Origin of the sequence: Flavobacterium sp. HTF, from assembly GCF_003105115.1 — a bacterium.
In the GTDB taxonomy this organism is placed as follows: domain Bacteria; phylum Bacteroidota; class Bacteroidia; order Flavobacteriales; family Flavobacteriaceae; genus Flavobacterium.
This window is the reverse complement of sequence record NZ_QETH01000018.1, coordinates 1-14,957: the sequence shown is the minus strand read 5'-3', so window position 1 is coordinate 14,957 and position 14,957 is coordinate 1. Positions and strand designations below refer to the sequence as shown.

The window sequence follows — 14,957 nt, the reverse complement described above, 5'->3', positions numbered from 1 at the left end:
ATCTTAGCAACTCAGAACCTTAGAATCTTTTTTTAGTCAAATAAATCAGAAGAAAGATAACGGTCGCCACGATCACAGATAACCGCTACGATAACACCCGATTCTAATTTTTCTGCAATTTTTAGCGCTACAGCTACAGAACCACCGCTGCTCATTCCGGCAAAAATGCCTTCTTCAAGAGCCAGACGTTTGGTCATTTCACGAGCTTCTTCTTCACTGACATCAACCACTGTATCTACTTTTGAGGCGTCAAATATTTTTGGTAAATATTCCTGTGGCCACTTTCTGATTCCCGGAATCTGTGATCCGTCACTTGGCTGTGCGCCAATAATTTGAATATTTTTGTTCTTTTCTTTTAAGTAAGTCGAAGTTCCGATAATAGTTCCTGTTGTTCCCATGGCAGAAACAAAATGAGTTACCGTGCCTTCGGTATCGTTCCAGATTTCGGGGCCGGTAGTTTTATAATGTGCTTTCCAGTTATCATCATTTGCAAACTGATTCAGCATCAGATACCCTCCCTGCGCCACTTTTTTGTCGGCATAATCACGGGAACCGATAATTCCTTCGCTTGCAGGTGTCAGAATTACTGTCGCACCATAGGCACGCATAGTCTGAGTTCTTTCTTTGGTTGAATCTTCCGGTAAAACCAGTTCTATTTCTATCTGAAATAACTGGGCAATCATTGCCAGTGCAATTCCGGTATTTCCGCTTGTTGCCTCAATTAATTTATCCCCTTTTTTGATGTCTCCTCTTTCTAAAGCTGCCGCAATCATATTATAGGCAGCTCTGTCCTTTACACTTCCGCCGGGATTATTTCCTTCTAGTTTTAATAAAAGTTTTACGTTTTTATTTTTAACCAGATTGACTGTTTCCATCAATGGCGTATTTCCAATTAGGTTAAGCAGTTTCTGTGGGCCCATATTATTTTTTTTCTTTTATTTTAACTTCTGTAGTTGTAGTATTCAGTACGATAGAATCTGCGGGAATCGATTTGGTAATCCAGGCATTACCTCCCACAACACTATTTTTACCAATTATGGTTTCTCCTCCCAAAATGGTAGCATTTGCATAAATGCAGACATTTTTTTCTACTGTAGGATGTCGTTTTGCATTTTTCATGTCTTTGCTAACGCTCAGGGCACCCAGGGTAACTCCCTGATAAATTTTTACGTTTTTCTCGATTACTGTAGTTTCACCAATAACAATTCCGGTGGCGTGATCGATAAAAAACGGCGAAGCGATATTGGCTCCGGCGTGAATATCTGTTCCTGTAATCCGGTGTGCATATTCGCTCATTAATCGTGAAAATAGCAATAAGTCCAAAAGATATAATTCGTGGCTTAATCTGTAAATCGCAATAGCATAAAAGCCGGGATAGCCTAAATAAACTTCATCAATGCTGTTAGAAGCGGGGTCATTTTCTAAGATATATTCGGCGTCCTGATTGAGTTTTTCTAAGACCCCTGGAAGTTTTTCCAGAAAACGGTCCCAGAAAGATTCACATAAGTTTTCCGGTTTTTTACAGGCCATAACGGCAATTTCCTTAAACCGGATTTCAAGTTCGTCTATACTTTGATCTAAGGGTGCGTTTGAATCAAAAAGGGTATAAAAAAGCTTTTCGGTAAAATCTTCAGTTTTAGTTTTGATCCCGTAATTTATATTTGAATGGCTTTTTAAAGCTTTTATGTTTTGTATGATAAGATCTTTTGACACAATTAAAAATTGAATAAATGTTTTTGAAGCGTTAAAAGTAAGGCGTTTTTTGTAAATAAAGGCATGATTTAGACAAAGAAATTTTGTTTTGTGAATCGTATTTGTGATAATTGAAAGTATTTTAAAAGGAGATGATTTGTATGATTCATAAGAACTTAAATGCTTAAATTAGCCGGTAAAATTTATTCAAAAATGAAAAATAACCCGACTTTTAAAAGCGCTATTTCTAACCTGTCTTTTCCTGCAAATCAAAAAATTTCAGGAAAATCCATTCATAATCCGATTTTAGGACTTATTACAGAAGATCATCCCGATTTTTGTGATACCGATTTTATTGCGATTGAAGAGCTAAATAAGTACCGCCAAAAATATATTGCTACTTATTTATCTACAGAAATAGGAGCACTGTCTGACCTTGAAAAAAGTGTTATTGAGTCTTTAAAAGAAGATAAATCCATAGTAACTATTGCAGAAGATGAAGATGAAAACAGAAATTTTGGTCAAAAAATTGCAGATAAAGTGGCCGATTTTGGCGGAAGCTGGACTTTTATAATCTCCTTTTTGCTTTTTATAATCGTTTGGATTGGCTCAAATGTCTGGATTTTGGTCAATAAAGGTTTTGATCCTTATCCATTTATTTTGCTGAATTTGATTCTGTCCTGTATTGCCGCTTTGCAGGCTCCTGTAATTATGATGAGCCAGAATCGTCAGGAAGAAAAAGACCGCAATCGTGCCAAAAAAGATTATATGATTAACTTAAAATCAGAATTGGAAATCAGAATGATCCATGATAAAATCGATCACTTAATTATGCATCAGCAACAAGAATTAATCGAAATTCAGAAAGTACAAATCGAAATGATGAATGATATCCTGAACCAGGTTAAAAAATAAATTGGCTCAGAAAACTAAATATAAAAGTGTTTGTACCAATACCCGGCAATCATAAAAATGGCATTTACAGTTCCGGAAATCCAAAGTAATTTTTTATAGTTTTTTGTTTTGTCTAAAAAGTACAAAGCAAAAATTCCTAAAAAAAAGAGAGTAGAATAGAGCGCCGGATACATCTGAAAAGCATCAGAAAACTGCCCTTGAAAAAGTAAGAATAAAGAACGCTGAAAACCGCATCCTAAACACTCAATTCCGAATAGTGTTTTGAACAAACAAGGCAGCATAAAACGTTCTAAATTCATGGGTTTTATTTTTTACAATTTTACAAAAAATATACGAATCAGTTTCAGAAGATGGGAAGTAGTATTTAAAGTTTCTTACTTTTGAATTCTTAGACCTAAAAAATTATGAAAGCTTTTAAAATTTTAATAATGATACTTGCAATTTCGGTTGCGTTATATGAGCAGGTTTCAGAAGAAAAAAATATCTATATAATGGTGATTGCAATTGTTGTTTTCATGTATGGAATGATGCAGCTAAGTGCAAAAACACCAAGTAAAAACAAAGAAAAAGACGAACAGGATGTTGACTAAAGGAGATAAGGTTTCCGTTTTGGATGAAGCTATAAATGGGATAGTGGTATCAGTAAAAAACAACGAAGTTTTAATAGAAACAGAGGATGGATTCATGATGACATTTCGTGTCAACGAGTTAGTTAAGATACATGATTCCAGTAATTTAATGAATTCCATTAAAAGAATTGATTTAGAAGAAATTACAAAAGAGAAAACAGAACCAAAACCCAGAAGTTTTGTAAAGGAACGGAAGGATAAACGTGAAATTCCGGTTCCGGAATTTGATTTGCATATCGAAAAACTGGTTCCTAACAAACGCGGAATGTCAAATTATGATATTCTGACTTTGCAGACGGATACAGCAAAAAGACATATCGAATTTGCCATTCGAAATCGTATTCCGAAAATCGTATTTATTCACGGCGTTGGTGAAGGAATCCTTAAAGCAGAACTTGATTTTTTATTAGGCCGTTATGACGGAATAGATTTCCGGGATGCCAATTATCAGAAATATGGTTTGGGAGCAACAGAGGTTTATTTCAAACAAAACAATAAATAAGAAGATTTACTATGCATTTGTAAATTCAGATGCGACTATAAAAAATGTCCGTTTTTCAGCCTAATTTCATGATGAAATCAGGTGATGAAAAACGGACATTTTTTGTAAGAATAAAAGCTTTCTTAAAAGCCTGAATAATTAATTTGTTGTAGTATACAATTCTCCCAAGAGGTAACTTGTTCCTAAGTTAAATTTATTATTTCCTTTTGCAAGTGAAGTGTTTCTAAGCCTGATTGTATGTTTTAATGTACCTGGTGCATCCGTAGTAGTTGTAACTTCTATGATACCACTTTCGTTAGCAACTCCGTTTACTGCAGCCCATGTTTCTTTTAACACCGGAGTAGCCGGTGCGGTTGCCTGGCAAAAATAATTAGTATTAAGAACTCCTCCTGTATACACCCTGTATAAAAGCTTATTTGTAGTAGCACTTAACAGTGAGGTTCTTGGCTGATTGGCAGGAGTCACTTCATTTGTAATTAATGCAGGATCTAAGTTTTCAATTGTCATTGCTGAACTTGGATTAAAAGCATAAATCTGTTTTTTATCAGTACATTGACCAACGTTATTAGTAAACGTTAAATCCAGTTTGTCTTCACTATTGATAGTTGTTTTAAAATCACCAAAAACTACTACCGGTTGTGTTACATCAAGACTTTCTACAGAATAGGTAAGATTGGTTATAACGATATTATGTGTGTACCCGGTGATAGTAGTAGCTCCCGTCGTTTCGTTTAATGTCGTTTGCGCAGTAGTACTAATTTTAATAGTTCCGGATTTTGCAAACCACTCATTAATAATTTTAGGAGTGGTTGGAGGGATAAGATCGCAAATGTTTGACTTTGATACGGCTCCGTCATAACTTCTGTAAAAAAGTCTGAAAGTACTATTGTTGATACTATATTTTAGAGTGTCACCATTAGCTGTAGGTTCGTTTAGAAGACTACTTTCAGGCATTTGTAATAACAATGCTTCCTGGCTTTTTAATTTATAAATCAATTGATCGGTTTCAGGATCACAACTTGTTGCTGTTACACTAGCAAAATCTATACTATCTACTGTTATATCGCCATCATCACAACCATTTAATAAAAAGGCGAATAATAGAAGGCTTGCAAATTTTCTCATCATAATTTTATTTGCGTCAAAAATAGTGAAAAATTTGGCAATTGATATTTAAGAATTCACAATTGATATTGCTTAACTTTGCCACAATGAAAAAAGTATATCTCGATAACGCTTCTACAACTGCCATGCGTCCTGAAGTTATTCAGGAAATTACAAAAGTCATGGCCGATGATTTTGGAAATCCTTCTTCAACCCATAGTTTCGGACGAAATGGTAAGACTATTTTGGAGCTTTCCAGAAAGAGTATTGCCAAACATCTGAATTGTTTTGCTCAGGAAATTATTTTTACTTCCGGAGGAACTGAAGCAGACAATTGGATTCTTCGTTCTGCAGTAAAAGATTTAGGGGTCAAACGTATAATTACAACCAAAGTTGAGCATCATGCCGTTTTGTATACCGTTTTGGCTTTGCAGTCCCAGTATGATATCGACGTAGATTATGTAAACATCAATGCTGATGGAAGTATAGACTTAACTCATTTATCAAATTTGTTGTCTGACGAAAAAAAGACTATCGTAAGTCTCATGCATGTAAATAACGAAACAGGAACTATTTTAGATCTTGACCGCGTAAGTGTTATTTGCAGGCAATATAATACTTTGTTTCATTCTGATACTGTTCAGTCTGTCGGTAAAACAGAAATTGATCTTCAGAAAACCCAGGTTGATTTTATTGTAGCAAGTGCACACAAATTTCACGGACCCAAAGGAATCGGGTTTGCCTTTGTTCGAAAAAATTCAGGACTGCAGCCTTCAATTTTTGGCGGTGAGCAGGAAAAAGGACTCCGCGCCGGAACCGAAGCTGTACATCAAATTGCAGGAATGGCAAAAGCTTTAACCTTGTCGTATCTCAATTTAGATCACGAAAGAGAATATATTTCTAACCTGAAAATGTATTTGATTGATCAGTTGGAAATTCATTTTCCGGGATTCAGGATAAACGGAAAAAAAGAAGATTTTTATAATATCATAAATATAATTCTGCCTTTTTCTTCAGATAAAACTTCGATGCTTTTGTTTAGCCTGGATATGAAAGGGATTGCAGTTTCCAGAGGAAGTGCCTGTCAGTCCGGAAGCATTAAGCCTTCGCATGTTTTAAAAGAAATGCTTTCAGAAGAAGATTTAAAACTACCCAATCTGCGAATTTCATTTAGTCATTACAACACAAAAGAAGATATCGACTGGCTGATTGAGAGTTTGAAAAGTGTTTAAAAAGGAGGTTCAAAGGTTTAGAGAGGCAAAGCGACAAAGGTTTTAATTCTAATTCCGATCAACCTGAAACTTGAAACCTGAAACCTGAAACAAAAAACTACTTCCTAATCACTTTTACCTGCGAATCGTTTGTTAATTTGATAATTGTTGAAGGTTTCCCGGCAATTTTGTCCTGATTAAGTTTTACAACGTAGTCAACACCCTTGATGATTTCCGGACTAATATCCTTAAAGGCAATTGGCGTAGGCTGTCCCGAAATATTGGCAGAAGTTGAAACTAATGGTTTTTTCATTCTTTCCATTAATTTAAAACAAAAAGGCTCTTTTACTAATCTTATTCCAAGAGATTTATCGGCTGCAATAATATTGTGGGCTACATTTCTGGCATCATCCAAAATTAGCGTGGTTGGTTTTTCAGATAAATCTAAAATTTGCCAGGCAACTTCAGGGATGTTTTTAAAAACATTGTACATCATTTTTTCGCTATTCATCAATACAATCATACTTTGAGTTTCAGCACGCTGTTTTAATTTATATATTTTAGCAACAGCTTCCGGATTTGTAGCATCACAGCCAATTCCCCAAACAGTATCTGTTGGATAAAGGATGATTCCGCCTTCTTTGATAACTTCGTAAGCGTTGTGAACTTCTGTATTTATATCCTGACTCATAATCTAGAAATTTTACCTGAACTTGAAAATTAGTTTAATTTTTTATGCTGTTAGTTTGTTTATAATATCTGTGATTTTTTCCAATTCATTTTCAGAAAGCCCCACATATAAAGGTAAACACACTATTCTTAACGCAATAGATTCTGATATTGGCATTTTCTCCCCCTTAGTGTGGTCAATAGTATTTAAAGAAGGATAAAAATAGCGTCTTGGGATTATATTTTCTTTTTGTAATTCTTCAAGAGCTTTTAATAAAGTAGCTTCAGAATCAAAAATTACAGGATAATAACTATAATTCCATTCAGTGTTTTCTCTGATTTTTAAGTTTTTTAAGTTTTTAAAATTCAGGTTGTTATTATAGAAATCGGTTACCTTTTTTCTTTCTGTGATAATGTGATTCATGTAAGGAAAAACGGCTAATCCCATTGCCGATTGTAATTCGGAAATTTTAGCATTGACGCCAAGACCATGAAAGGCGAGAGGCCCGTCGTGTCCAAAATTATGGCTGTAATATAATTCGTGGTGTATTTTATCATCATGGCAGAACATAGCGCCGCCTTCTCCGGTATGGAATAATTTTGTTGCGTGAAAACTGCAGGTGCTGACATCTCCAAAATTAAACACAGATTCGTTATTGTATTTTACTCCGAAACAATGCGCTGCGTCATAAATTACCTTTAGATTATGTTTTTTTGCTATATTTTCGATAGCTTCAATATGACAAGGATTTCCAAAAACGTGAGTCGCAAGAATAGCGGTTGTTTTTGACGTAATGGCAGCTTCAATTTTTGTTTCGTCTATTGTAAGGTATTCAGGATTTATGTCCACAAAAACAGGAGTGCAGTTTTCCCATACAATAGCAGCAGAAGTTGCTACATAAGAAAAAGGTGTAGTGATTATTTCTCCTCCTTTACCAAATAATTTTAATGCAATTTGTATGGGCATTGTACCGTTATTAGTAACCGTAATATGCGTAACATTAAGATAATTTTTAAGCTTTTCTTCCAGTTCCAGCGTTAGTTCACCACGATTTGTGAGCCATACGTTATCCCATGCACGTTTTACGTAAGAATTATATTCTTCCTGCGGAGGTAAAAAGGTTTTGGTTACCGGAATCATTTAATTATGTATTTAGTATGTTTAATTACCCTTAAAGGATAAACTATTGTTATATTTGTGGGGTAAAAATAACAAAAGAAAGCTGATTTATCAGCATAAGCAGGAATTATAAAAAATACAACAATTTTTGATTACTGCTGATTCTCTGAGAAACAATATTTTATGAATAGTTTTCTTAGACTAAAATAAATAGCTTTGCTGAAAAAATAATAGAAACAAATACATAATAAACCCAAAATAAATTTAAGAATACTATGGAAATCAACGCTTTTTTGCAAAATTTTGCAGATCTTTTGGATGATACAGATGCAACATTAATTAAACAAGAAACTGTTTTTAGAGATTTGGACGAATGGGATTCATTGACAGCCTTATCATTAATTGCAATGGCAGATGAAGAATATTCAGTAAAATTAACAGGAGATGATATTAAATCTTCAAATTCATTAAACGATATCTTCGAAATAATCAAAAATAAAGGGTAATTTAAATGGCTACTTTTTCAGTAAATAGTATTGCAATAAAAGGTATATCTTGTTGCGTTCCTAAAAATACGGAGCGCAATATTGATCTGGATATATTGACACAAGAAGAAATCCAGAAGTTTGTAGAAGCTACCGGAGTTGAAGAAAGACGTATTGCAACAAATGAAATATGTACTTCTGATTTGTGTTGTGAAGCTGCTGAAAAATTAATCAAAGATCTTAACTGGCAAAAAGAAGAAATTGAAATTTTAGTTTTTGTCTCTCAGACTGCCGATTATATTTTGCCTGTTTCTGCAGCCATACTTCAGGACAGATTAGGATTATCTACCAATTGTATTGCCTTTGATGTGCCTTTAGGCTGTTCGGGGTACGTTTACGGAATTTCAATAATTGCAGCAATGATGAAAGCAACCGGTTTAAAAAAAGGTTTGCTTTTGGCCGGAGATACAAGCAGTAAATTACTTTCCAAAACAGACAAAAGTACTGTTCCGCTTTTTGGAGACGGGGGCAGCGCGACTGCATTTGAATTTGATGAAAATGCAGATGATTTACTTTTTGATTTGGGTACAGACGGCTCAGGTTATAAAACTATAATGATAAATGACGGTGGCTCAAGAAACAGAATAAATTCTGATTCACTGGCATACCATACAATTTCACCGGGAATAGAAAGAAATGCCTGCCAGTTAATTCTGGACGGAATGGATGTTTTTAGTTTTGGAATTTCACAGGCGCCAAAAACTGTAAATAAACTTATCGAAAAGTTTGAACTCGATAAGGAAGCTATAAATCATTTTGTTTTTCATCAGGCTAATTTAATGATGAATAAAATGATTGTTAAGAAATTAAAACTTCCTGTTGAAAAAGTTCCGTATTCTTTGAAAGAATTTGGAAATACTTCTTCGACAACAATTCCATTGACAATTGTAACAGAATTAAAAAACGATCTGACAAGTACGACACAGGATTTGATTCTCTGTGGATTTGGAGTTGGGTTATCCTGGGGGACAGCAAAAATCAGATTGCAAAATGCTGTAATTTCAGATTTGATAGAAATATGATGAAGAACCTAAATTACATAGATGAAGATATTTATCAAAAAGAAAAATCTTTGTTTTTTAATGAATCCTGGATACTGGTTGCCCATAAAAATGAATTATTAAACAACAATGATTTTGTTACTTTTGAATATTTTGGAAATAAAATTTTTGTCCAAAACTACAATGGTGCAATAAAATCTTTTCAGAATGTATGTTTGCACCGGTTCAATACAATTCATGAAGAACCATACGGAAACAGAGTCTCTTCCTGCTTATATCATAACTGGACTTACGGAAAAAAAGGAAATGTTGTTGGGCTAATGTGCCGTAATTCATTTGAGAAAGAAACTATTAATGAACTGCGTCTTAAAGAATATGAAGTTGATTTTTGCGGTGATTTTGTTTTTATAAAATTAAATGACCAGCTGGAGAAAAGCCTGCCCGATTATCTGGGTTCTATGTTTAATCCGTTAGCAGAAATCAGCAGTCATTTTGGTACAAAGACGATCGATTATGCTATAGAACATAAAGTAAACTGGAAACTTCTGGTAGAAAATGTTTTGGAATGCTACCATTGTACATCGGTTCACGAAAACTCATTTGCAAAAATGGGCTTTGGATCTGTTGCGGCAGAAAAATTTGATTTCTTTGATGCTCACAGCTGGTGTGAATTTCCAAAAGGTGAAGGTGTAAAACCAAATAAAATAATCGAAAAATCACTGGCTGGCAGAACTTTAAAAATACAAGGCTACCTGCATTTTTATATTTATCCCAATGCGTTTATAAGTTCGGTAGAAGGAAAAGGTTTTTATTTTGGATTTATGCTTCCGGAATCACCTTCTAAAACCGTTTTAAGAGTGCGTTATTTTTCTTCAAGATTTGAAAAAGAACTAAGTGAATCCGAACAGAATATTATTGATTTTATTAATAATAGTTCAAACGATTCTTTGGATCTGGTTTTGAATGAAGACAAAAAAATTGTAGAAAATATTCAAACCAACTTAGTAAATTTTAAAGACATTTCTCCAAGATTTGGCGACGAAGAATTTAGAATTTTAAATTTCTACAAATACTTTAATAATAAAACAGAATTAAAAGATATATAATGAATCCATTTGATTTATCAGGAAAAAAAATCCTAGTAACCGGAGCATCTTCGGGAATTGGTTATGAAACCTGCCTTGCAATTACAAGACAGGGCGGAACTTTTATCGCTATTGCAAGAAGAAAAGATTTTCTGGAAAAACTGATTGATGAATGCGGAAGCGAAAATAGTTTTATCGCCGCCGATTTATCCAAAATGGATGATATTAAAGCTATTGTTGACTCTATTGAAAATATAGACGGAATCGTGCATTCGGCAGGAATTGTATCATTGGCGCCGGTTAAGTTTTATTCAGAAGAATTAATGAACGAGATGCGATCCATAAATTTTGATTCAATTGTGTATCTCATTAATCTGATTTTCAAAAAGAAAAAAATAAACAAAGCAAGTTCAATTGTTTTGGTTTCGTCAATTGCCGGTTTGTTCGGAATGAAAGGAAACGGAATTTATGCGGCAAGCAAAGGTGCCTTAATTGCAATTTCAAAAGTCTGGGCAAGTGAATTTGCTGCGAGTAAAACACGTGTAAATTGTGTCTCTCCAGGAATGGTAAAAACCGAAATTACATCAAAATCTATTGAAGATTTATCCTTAGAGGTAATTCAGCAGGACGAAAAAAAATACCCTCTGGGATATGGAGACCCGATTCAGGTAGCCAATCCGATTGTATTTTTATTGTCTGATGCAAGCAGCTGGATTACAGGACAAAATATAGTATTAGACGGAGGAAGAACTTCAACGATATAATTCTGACCATGAAAGCTAATATAAAAGCCATTTCGTATTATCTGCCTGAAACAGTTTTATCTAATGATTTGATAAACGAGGAGTTTCCGGAATGGGGAATTGAAAAAATCAGTTCAAAAACCGGAATAAATTCCAGGCACATAAGTGCTAAAGATGAATTTTCATCTGATATGGCCGTTAAAGCCGCTGAAAAATTATTTGAAGAGCATAACATTAATAAATCGGATATTGATTATTTACTGTTCTGTACACAAAGTCCGGATTATTTCCTGCCGACAACAGCATGTATAATTCAGGAAAAACTTGGCCTGCAGACCTCAATAGGAGCACTGGATTTCAATTTAGGCTGTTCGGGATTTGTATATGGACTGAGTCTGGCTAAAGGTTTGATTGCAGGAGAAATGGCAAAAAATGTTTTGTTAATCACTTCAGAAACCTATTCGAAATTTATTCACCCAAAAGATAAAAGCAATAAAACTATTTTTGGAGATGCCGCAGCCGCAGCTTTAATAACCAGTGAAAAAGGATTTTGTTCTATTGGTAATTTTATTTTTGGAACAGACGGGAAAGGTGCCGAAAACCTGATTGTAAAACAAGGAGGAATGCGTTTTCCGGTTTCTGATGAAAATGAAGATAAGGTTGATGAGTTTGGGAATGTCCGAAATGATAAAAACCTTTTCATGAACGGAGCTGAAATCTTTAATTTTACAGGTGAATTTGTACCTAAGCTTACAGAAGCCATTTTAGAAAAATCAAATTTAACAAAAGACGATATTGATTTATTTGTTTTTCATCAGGCAAATAAATACATGCTGAACCATTTAAGGAAAAAAATAAAAATTCCTGAGGAAAAGTTTTTTATCGCAATGGAAGATTGTGGAAACACAGTTTCATCTACAATTCCAATTGCATTATACGAAGCTCAAAAGCAGGGAAAAATCGGAGACAGCAAAAATATAATACTGGCAGGATTTGGCGTAGGATATTCCTGGGCTGCCTGTAACCTAAGTGTAGAAAAATGAAAAACTTACTTATAATAGGAGCGAGAGGTTACGGTCGTGAGGTTCATGACCTGGCAAAAGATTGTTCCGGATATAATACTGAATATACCATAAAAGGATTTCTGGATGACAAATCAGATGCATTAAACGGTTTTGAAAATTATCCAGAAATTATTTCATCAGTTGAAGAATATGAAATTCAGGAAAATGATGTTTTTGTATGTGCGTTGGGAAGTGTACAATGGAAAAAACATTATGTTGAAATTGTACTGTCAAAAGGAGGTAAATTTATCAACCTGATTCATCCGACATCATTTCAGAATACGAATGCCGTTATAGGTAATGGGGTAATTATTTTCATGTATTCTAATATCAGTAATGATTGTATTATAGGAGACTTTGTTACAATACAGGGATTTGTGGGTTTAGGACATGATACTAAAATCGGTAAATGGTCGCACCTGAATACTTATAGTTTTACCGGTGGGTTTGTTGTCTTGGAAGAAGAGACCTGTTTGCATACCAGAGCATCCGTTCTGCCAAATGTAACGGTAAGGAAAGGAGCAACAGTAGGAGCATCAAGCCTGGCAATCAAAAATGTAAAAGAAGGAACTACTGTTTTTGGAGTTCCTGCAAAAGTCCTTAATTTTTAAGCAGAAAGTATAGTTGAATGAAAGATCAAAATAGCATTGTTTTTAATTGGAAAGGAAATCCCGAACAGCCTTTGGTAAGTATTTTATGTGATGCCTTTAACCACGAAAATTTTATTAGGGAAACGATAAATGGCTTTTTAAGCCAGGAAACCAATTTTCCTTTCGAAATAATTATTCATGATGATGCTTCTACGGATACAACAGCTTCTATAATAAAAGAATTTGCAGAGCAGTATCCATTAATAATTAAGCCTGTTTTGCAAACGGTGAATCAATATTCTCAAAAAATCAATTTTTGGAGTGATGTTACTTTTCCGAAAGCAAAAGGAAAATACATTGCTTTGTGCGAAGGGGACGATTACTGGATTGATCCTTTGAAGCTGCAGAAACAAGTTGATTTTTTAGAAAGCCATGAAGATTTTGCGATAACCTGGACAGACTTTTTTATGAAAAAAGGAGACGAAATGGTTCCCAACGAATTCAAGGATTCATTGCCTGAAATCTATACTGTAGATTTTGATAATTTATTTGTACCCTATTGTACTTATACGCTGACTTCTGTTTTTAGAAAATCGGCTGTTGATCCGCTTGATTATAAAAAATTTGTTTACGGAAAGGATAATACGCTTTACGCATTAGCATTGTGTAATGGAAAAGGTGCTTATATGAATTTTCAAAGCTCTGTGTACAGATGGCATCCAGGAGGAATATATTCGCTTCAGAAGCCTTTTATCCAGCGTTATTCATCATATCTGAATGTAAAAGAAATATATGATAACATTCCTCAGTCACGTACCAGAAATATGGAGCGTGTTATGAAGAGATTATTAAAAGCTTCTGCTTTTGAAGCTTTAAATACGGTTAATGATAAAAAACTTGATAATACAAAACAAAGGGATGCTATTAAAGAATTTATCGATCAGGCACCATTAAAAGCTAAAATCAAATTTTTCATCCGTTCTGTAAAAAATAAGATATCCGGTTAAAATACATTATCCGATTAGAGATTTAAAAAACAGGATTGTTTTATCAAGGGTGTTTATTTTTCGGAATAACGCCTTTTCGTTTTTTTGTAACTGTTTATAAAATTCCAGGTTATATTTTCCTGCATTCCTGATAGTTCGTATTAACGTTTTTTCAATATGCTTTTCCAGTAATTCCTGATTGTAAATAGTAAGCTTTTTATTCTGTTCAGTCAAATGCTTTGCAGCAGCGATAACCTCAAAAATGGCATCAGGAGATAACCTTTTTCTAACTGAAACGGCATTTATATAAGAATCAATTTTAGGATCAGAACTTTCAATTCCAAATTGATTTAATTGATTTGTTTTAACCCTTCTTATAGCACGGTTTACATTATCAATTTTGGTTTTACTGATATTCTGATTATGCTGTCTGTAATTTAGCAAAGACTCAGGGATGTTATAAAAAGAGGTTTTGGACAATAACCTGCTCCACAAATCATAATCTTCTACAGGAACATATTCATTATCAAATTGCAAATTATCCAGTGCGGCTTTTCGCAGCATGACAGTAGGGTTACCTATATTGCAGCTATGTAGAAAAGAAATTTTAATAGCATCAGAAGTTATACTATGTTTGATTAGTTTATTTTCAGATCCGAAAAACGTAAACCAGGTTCCGCACAGCCCGATTTCCGGACTATTCTTTAAGACGTTTATTTGTTTCTCAAAACGTTGTGGTAATGCTATGTCATCTGCGTCCATTAAAGCAACAAATTCCCCTTTTGCAATCTTAAGTCCTTCATTTCTAAGATTTGCAGGCCCAACGTTAATGTCTTTATCAATTATAATAATTCTGGAATCACTTCGTTGATATTTAGAGATTACTTCTAAACTGTTGTCTGTCGATTTATCGTTGAGGATTATCAGTTCAAAATTAGTGAAAGTTTGATTTAATATGCTTTCGATACTTTCGGTTAAAAAGTCCGCAGCATTATAAACGGGCATGATAACAGAAATTTCGGGATGGGTCATAAACATAGATTTTTATTAAAATAACAAATATATAATATATGTTTTTGCTAAATTCTATAAATGAAAAGT

18 protein-coding genes are annotated in these 14,957 nt (G+C 34.0%); 11 read left to right on the top strand and 7 right to left on the bottom strand.

The window, feature by feature from the left end:
• Positions 1–32: 32 nt before the first annotated feature.
• Positions 33–920: a cysteine synthase CysM gene (gene cysM / locus DCO46_RS07845; protein WP_116752011.1), complete on the bottom strand. Its 888-nt coding sequence runs from the start codon at positions 918–920 to the stop codon at positions 33–35.
• A 1-nt stretch (position 921) separates the two neighbouring features.
• Positions 922–1,713 carry a serine O-acetyltransferase gene (locus tag DCO46_RS07840; RefSeq protein WP_116752010.1) on the bottom strand — a complete coding sequence of 264 codons (792 nt, stop codon included), beginning with the start codon at positions 1,711–1,713 and terminating at the stop codon, positions 922–924.
• Between the two features lie 192 nt (positions 1,714–1,905).
• Here DCO46_RS07840 and DCO46_RS07835 point away from each other — a divergent pair, with 192 nt between their 5' ends.
• Positions 1,906–2,607, top strand: a complete 702-nt coding sequence (locus DCO46_RS07835) for a DUF1003 domain-containing protein (protein WP_116752070.1) — start codon at positions 1,906–1,908, stop codon at positions 2,605–2,607.
• Between the two features lie 14 nt (positions 2,608–2,621).
• Here DCO46_RS07835 and DCO46_RS07830 read toward each other — a convergent pair whose 3' ends face one another.
• On the bottom strand, positions 2,622–2,906 hold the full coding sequence (locus tag DCO46_RS07830; protein WP_116752009.1) for a DUF2752 domain-containing protein: 285 nt from the start codon (positions 2,904–2,906) through the stop codon (positions 2,622–2,624).
• A gap of 105 nt (positions 2,907–3,011) precedes the next feature.
• Here DCO46_RS07830 and DCO46_RS07825 point away from each other — a divergent pair, with 105 nt between their 5' ends.
• Complete coding sequence (locus DCO46_RS07825; protein ID WP_116752008.1) at positions 3,012–3,197, top strand: hypothetical protein; 186 nt, start codon at positions 3,012–3,014, stop codon at positions 3,195–3,197.
• Positions 3,187–3,738, top strand: a complete 552-nt coding sequence (locus DCO46_RS07820; protein ID WP_116752007.1) for a Smr/MutS family protein — start codon at positions 3,187–3,189, stop codon at positions 3,736–3,738. Before DCO46_RS07825 ends, DCO46_RS07820 begins: the two co-directional genes overlap by 11 nt.
• A gap of 138 nt (positions 3,739–3,876) precedes the next feature.
• Here DCO46_RS07820 and DCO46_RS07815 read toward each other — a convergent pair whose 3' ends face one another.
• Positions 3,877–4,866 (bottom strand): hypothetical protein, encoded by a 990-nt coding sequence (locus DCO46_RS07815; protein ID WP_124019550.1) that lies wholly within the window; start codon positions 4,864–4,866, stop codon positions 3,877–3,879.
• Between the two features lie 83 nt (positions 4,867–4,949).
• Here DCO46_RS07815 and DCO46_RS07810 point away from each other — a divergent pair, with 83 nt between their 5' ends.
• Complete coding sequence (locus tag DCO46_RS07810) at positions 4,950–6,074, top strand: cysteine desulfurase family protein (RefSeq protein ID WP_116752005.1); 1,125 nt, start codon at positions 4,950–4,952, stop codon at positions 6,072–6,074.
• A 97-nt stretch (positions 6,075–6,171) separates the two neighbouring features.
• On the opposite strand, the gene DCO46_RS07805 is transcribed toward DCO46_RS07810, so the two are convergent.
• Together DCO46_RS07805 and DCO46_RS07800 are read right to left on the bottom strand one after the other, a co-directional pair.
• On the bottom strand, positions 6,172–6,744 hold the full coding sequence (locus tag DCO46_RS07805) for an L-threonylcarbamoyladenylate synthase (protein ID WP_116752004.1): 573 nt from the start codon (positions 6,742–6,744) through the stop codon (positions 6,172–6,174).
• Between the two features lie 42 nt (positions 6,745–6,786).
• On the bottom strand, positions 6,787–7,863 hold the full coding sequence (locus DCO46_RS07800; protein WP_116752003.1) for a DegT/DnrJ/EryC1/StrS family aminotransferase: 1,077 nt from the start codon (positions 7,861–7,863) through the stop codon (positions 6,787–6,789).
• 254 nt (positions 7,864–8,117) lie between these two features.
• Here DCO46_RS07800 and DCO46_RS07795 point away from each other — a divergent pair, with 254 nt between their 5' ends.
• Genes DCO46_RS07795 through DCO46_RS07765 form a run of 7 tightly spaced genes read left to right on the top strand, consistent with a single transcriptional unit; the run spans position 8,118 to position 13,877 of the window.
• Positions 8,118–8,348 carry a phosphopantetheine-binding protein gene (locus tag DCO46_RS07795; protein ID WP_116752002.1) on the top strand — a complete coding sequence of 77 codons (231 nt, stop codon included), beginning with the start codon at positions 8,118–8,120 and terminating at the stop codon, positions 8,346–8,348.
• A gap of 5 nt (positions 8,349–8,353) precedes the next feature.
• A complete protein-coding gene (locus DCO46_RS07790) occupies positions 8,354–9,409 on the top strand; it encodes a 3-oxoacyl-ACP synthase III family protein (RefSeq protein ID WP_116752001.1) in 1,056 nt (351 codons plus the stop codon).
• On the top strand, positions 9,406–10,494 hold the full coding sequence (locus DCO46_RS07785; RefSeq protein ID WP_116752000.1) for an aromatic ring-hydroxylating oxygenase subunit alpha: 1,089 nt from the start codon (positions 9,406–9,408) through the stop codon (positions 10,492–10,494). Before DCO46_RS07790 ends, DCO46_RS07785 begins: the two co-directional genes overlap by 4 nt.
• Positions 10,494–11,237: an SDR family NAD(P)-dependent oxidoreductase gene (locus DCO46_RS07780; protein ID WP_116751999.1), complete on the top strand. Its 744-nt coding sequence runs from the start codon at positions 10,494–10,496 to the stop codon at positions 11,235–11,237. The genes DCO46_RS07785 and DCO46_RS07780 overlap by 1 nt, the downstream gene beginning before the upstream one ends.
• Positions 11,238–11,245: 8 nt before the next feature.
• On the top strand, positions 11,246–12,259 hold the full coding sequence (locus DCO46_RS07775; protein ID WP_116751998.1) for a 3-oxoacyl-ACP synthase III family protein: 1,014 nt from the start codon (positions 11,246–11,248) through the stop codon (positions 12,257–12,259).
• Entirely contained in the window at positions 12,256–12,891 is a 636-nt protein-coding gene (locus tag DCO46_RS07770) for an acetyltransferase (RefSeq protein ID WP_116751997.1), read from the top strand. The genes DCO46_RS07775 and DCO46_RS07770 overlap by 4 nt, the downstream gene beginning before the upstream one ends.
• 17 nt (positions 12,892–12,908) lie before the next feature.
• Positions 12,909–13,877, top strand: coding sequence for a glycosyltransferase family 2 protein (locus tag DCO46_RS07765; RefSeq protein ID WP_116751996.1), 969 nt, complete (start codon positions 12,909–12,911; stop codon positions 13,875–13,877).
• A 6-nt stretch (positions 13,878–13,883) separates the two neighbouring features.
• Here DCO46_RS07765 and DCO46_RS07760 read toward each other — a convergent pair whose 3' ends face one another.
• Positions 13,884–14,888, bottom strand: a complete 1,005-nt coding sequence (locus DCO46_RS07760) for a glycosyltransferase family 2 protein (RefSeq protein WP_165828877.1) — start codon at positions 14,886–14,888, stop codon at positions 13,884–13,886.
• Between the last annotated feature and the right edge of the window lie 69 nt (positions 14,889–14,957).

Excerpts from the sequence above, each read along its gene's own strand:
- DCO46_RS07820 (WP_116752007.1), top strand. The coding sequence starts at position 3,187 with ATGTTGACTAAAGGAGATAAGGTTTCCGTTTTGGATGAAGCTATAAAT.
- DCO46_RS07810 (WP_116752005.1), top strand. The coding sequence starts at position 4,950 with ATGAAAAAAGTATATCTCGATAACGCTTCTACAACTGCCATGCGTCCT.
- DCO46_RS07760 (WP_165828877.1), bottom strand. The coding sequence starts at position 14,888 with ATGACCCATCCCGAAATTTCTGTTATCATGCCCGTTTATAATGCTGCG.
- DCO46_RS07795 (WP_116752002.1), top strand. The coding sequence starts at position 8,118 with ATGGAAATCAACGCTTTTTTGCAAAATTTTGCAGATCTTTTGGATGAT.
- DCO46_RS07830 (WP_116752009.1), bottom strand. The coding sequence starts at position 2,906 with ATGAATTTAGAACGTTTTATGCTGCCTTGTTTGTTCAAAACACTATTC.
- DCO46_RS07785 (WP_116752000.1), top strand. The coding sequence starts at position 9,406 with ATGATGAAGAACCTAAATTACATAGATGAAGATATTTATCAAAAAGAA.
- DCO46_RS07835 (WP_116752070.1), top strand. The coding sequence starts at position 1,906 with ATGAAAAATAACCCGACTTTTAAAAGCGCTATTTCTAACCTGTCTTTT.
- DCO46_RS07765 (WP_116751996.1), top strand. The coding sequence starts at position 12,909 with ATGAAAGATCAAAATAGCATTGTTTTTAATTGGAAAGGAAATCCCGAA.
- DCO46_RS07770 (WP_116751997.1), top strand. The coding sequence starts at position 12,256 with ATGAAAAACTTACTTATAATAGGAGCGAGAGGTTACGGTCGTGAGGTT.
- DCO46_RS07790 (WP_116752001.1), top strand. The coding sequence starts at position 8,354 with ATGGCTACTTTTTCAGTAAATAGTATTGCAATAAAAGGTATATCTTGT.
- DCO46_RS07800 (WP_116752003.1), bottom strand. The coding sequence starts at position 7,863 with ATGATTCCGGTAACCAAAACCTTTTTACCTCCGCAGGAAGAATATAAT.
- cysM (WP_116752011.1), bottom strand. The coding sequence starts at position 920 with ATGGGCCCACAGAAACTGCTTAACCTAATTGGAAATACGCCATTGATG.
- DCO46_RS07805 (WP_116752004.1), bottom strand. The coding sequence starts at position 6,744 with ATGAGTCAGGATATAAATACAGAAGTTCACAACGCTTACGAAGTTATC.
- DCO46_RS07815 (WP_124019550.1), bottom strand. The coding sequence starts at position 4,866 with ATGATGAGAAAATTTGCAAGCCTTCTATTATTCGCCTTTTTATTAAAT.
- DCO46_RS07780 (WP_116751999.1), top strand. The coding sequence starts at position 10,494 with ATGAATCCATTTGATTTATCAGGAAAAAAAATCCTAGTAACCGGAGCA.
- DCO46_RS07775 (WP_116751998.1), top strand. The coding sequence starts at position 11,246 with ATGAAAGCTAATATAAAAGCCATTTCGTATTATCTGCCTGAAACAGTT.
- DCO46_RS07825 (WP_116752008.1), top strand. The coding sequence starts at position 3,012 with ATGAAAGCTTTTAAAATTTTAATAATGATACTTGCAATTTCGGTTGCG.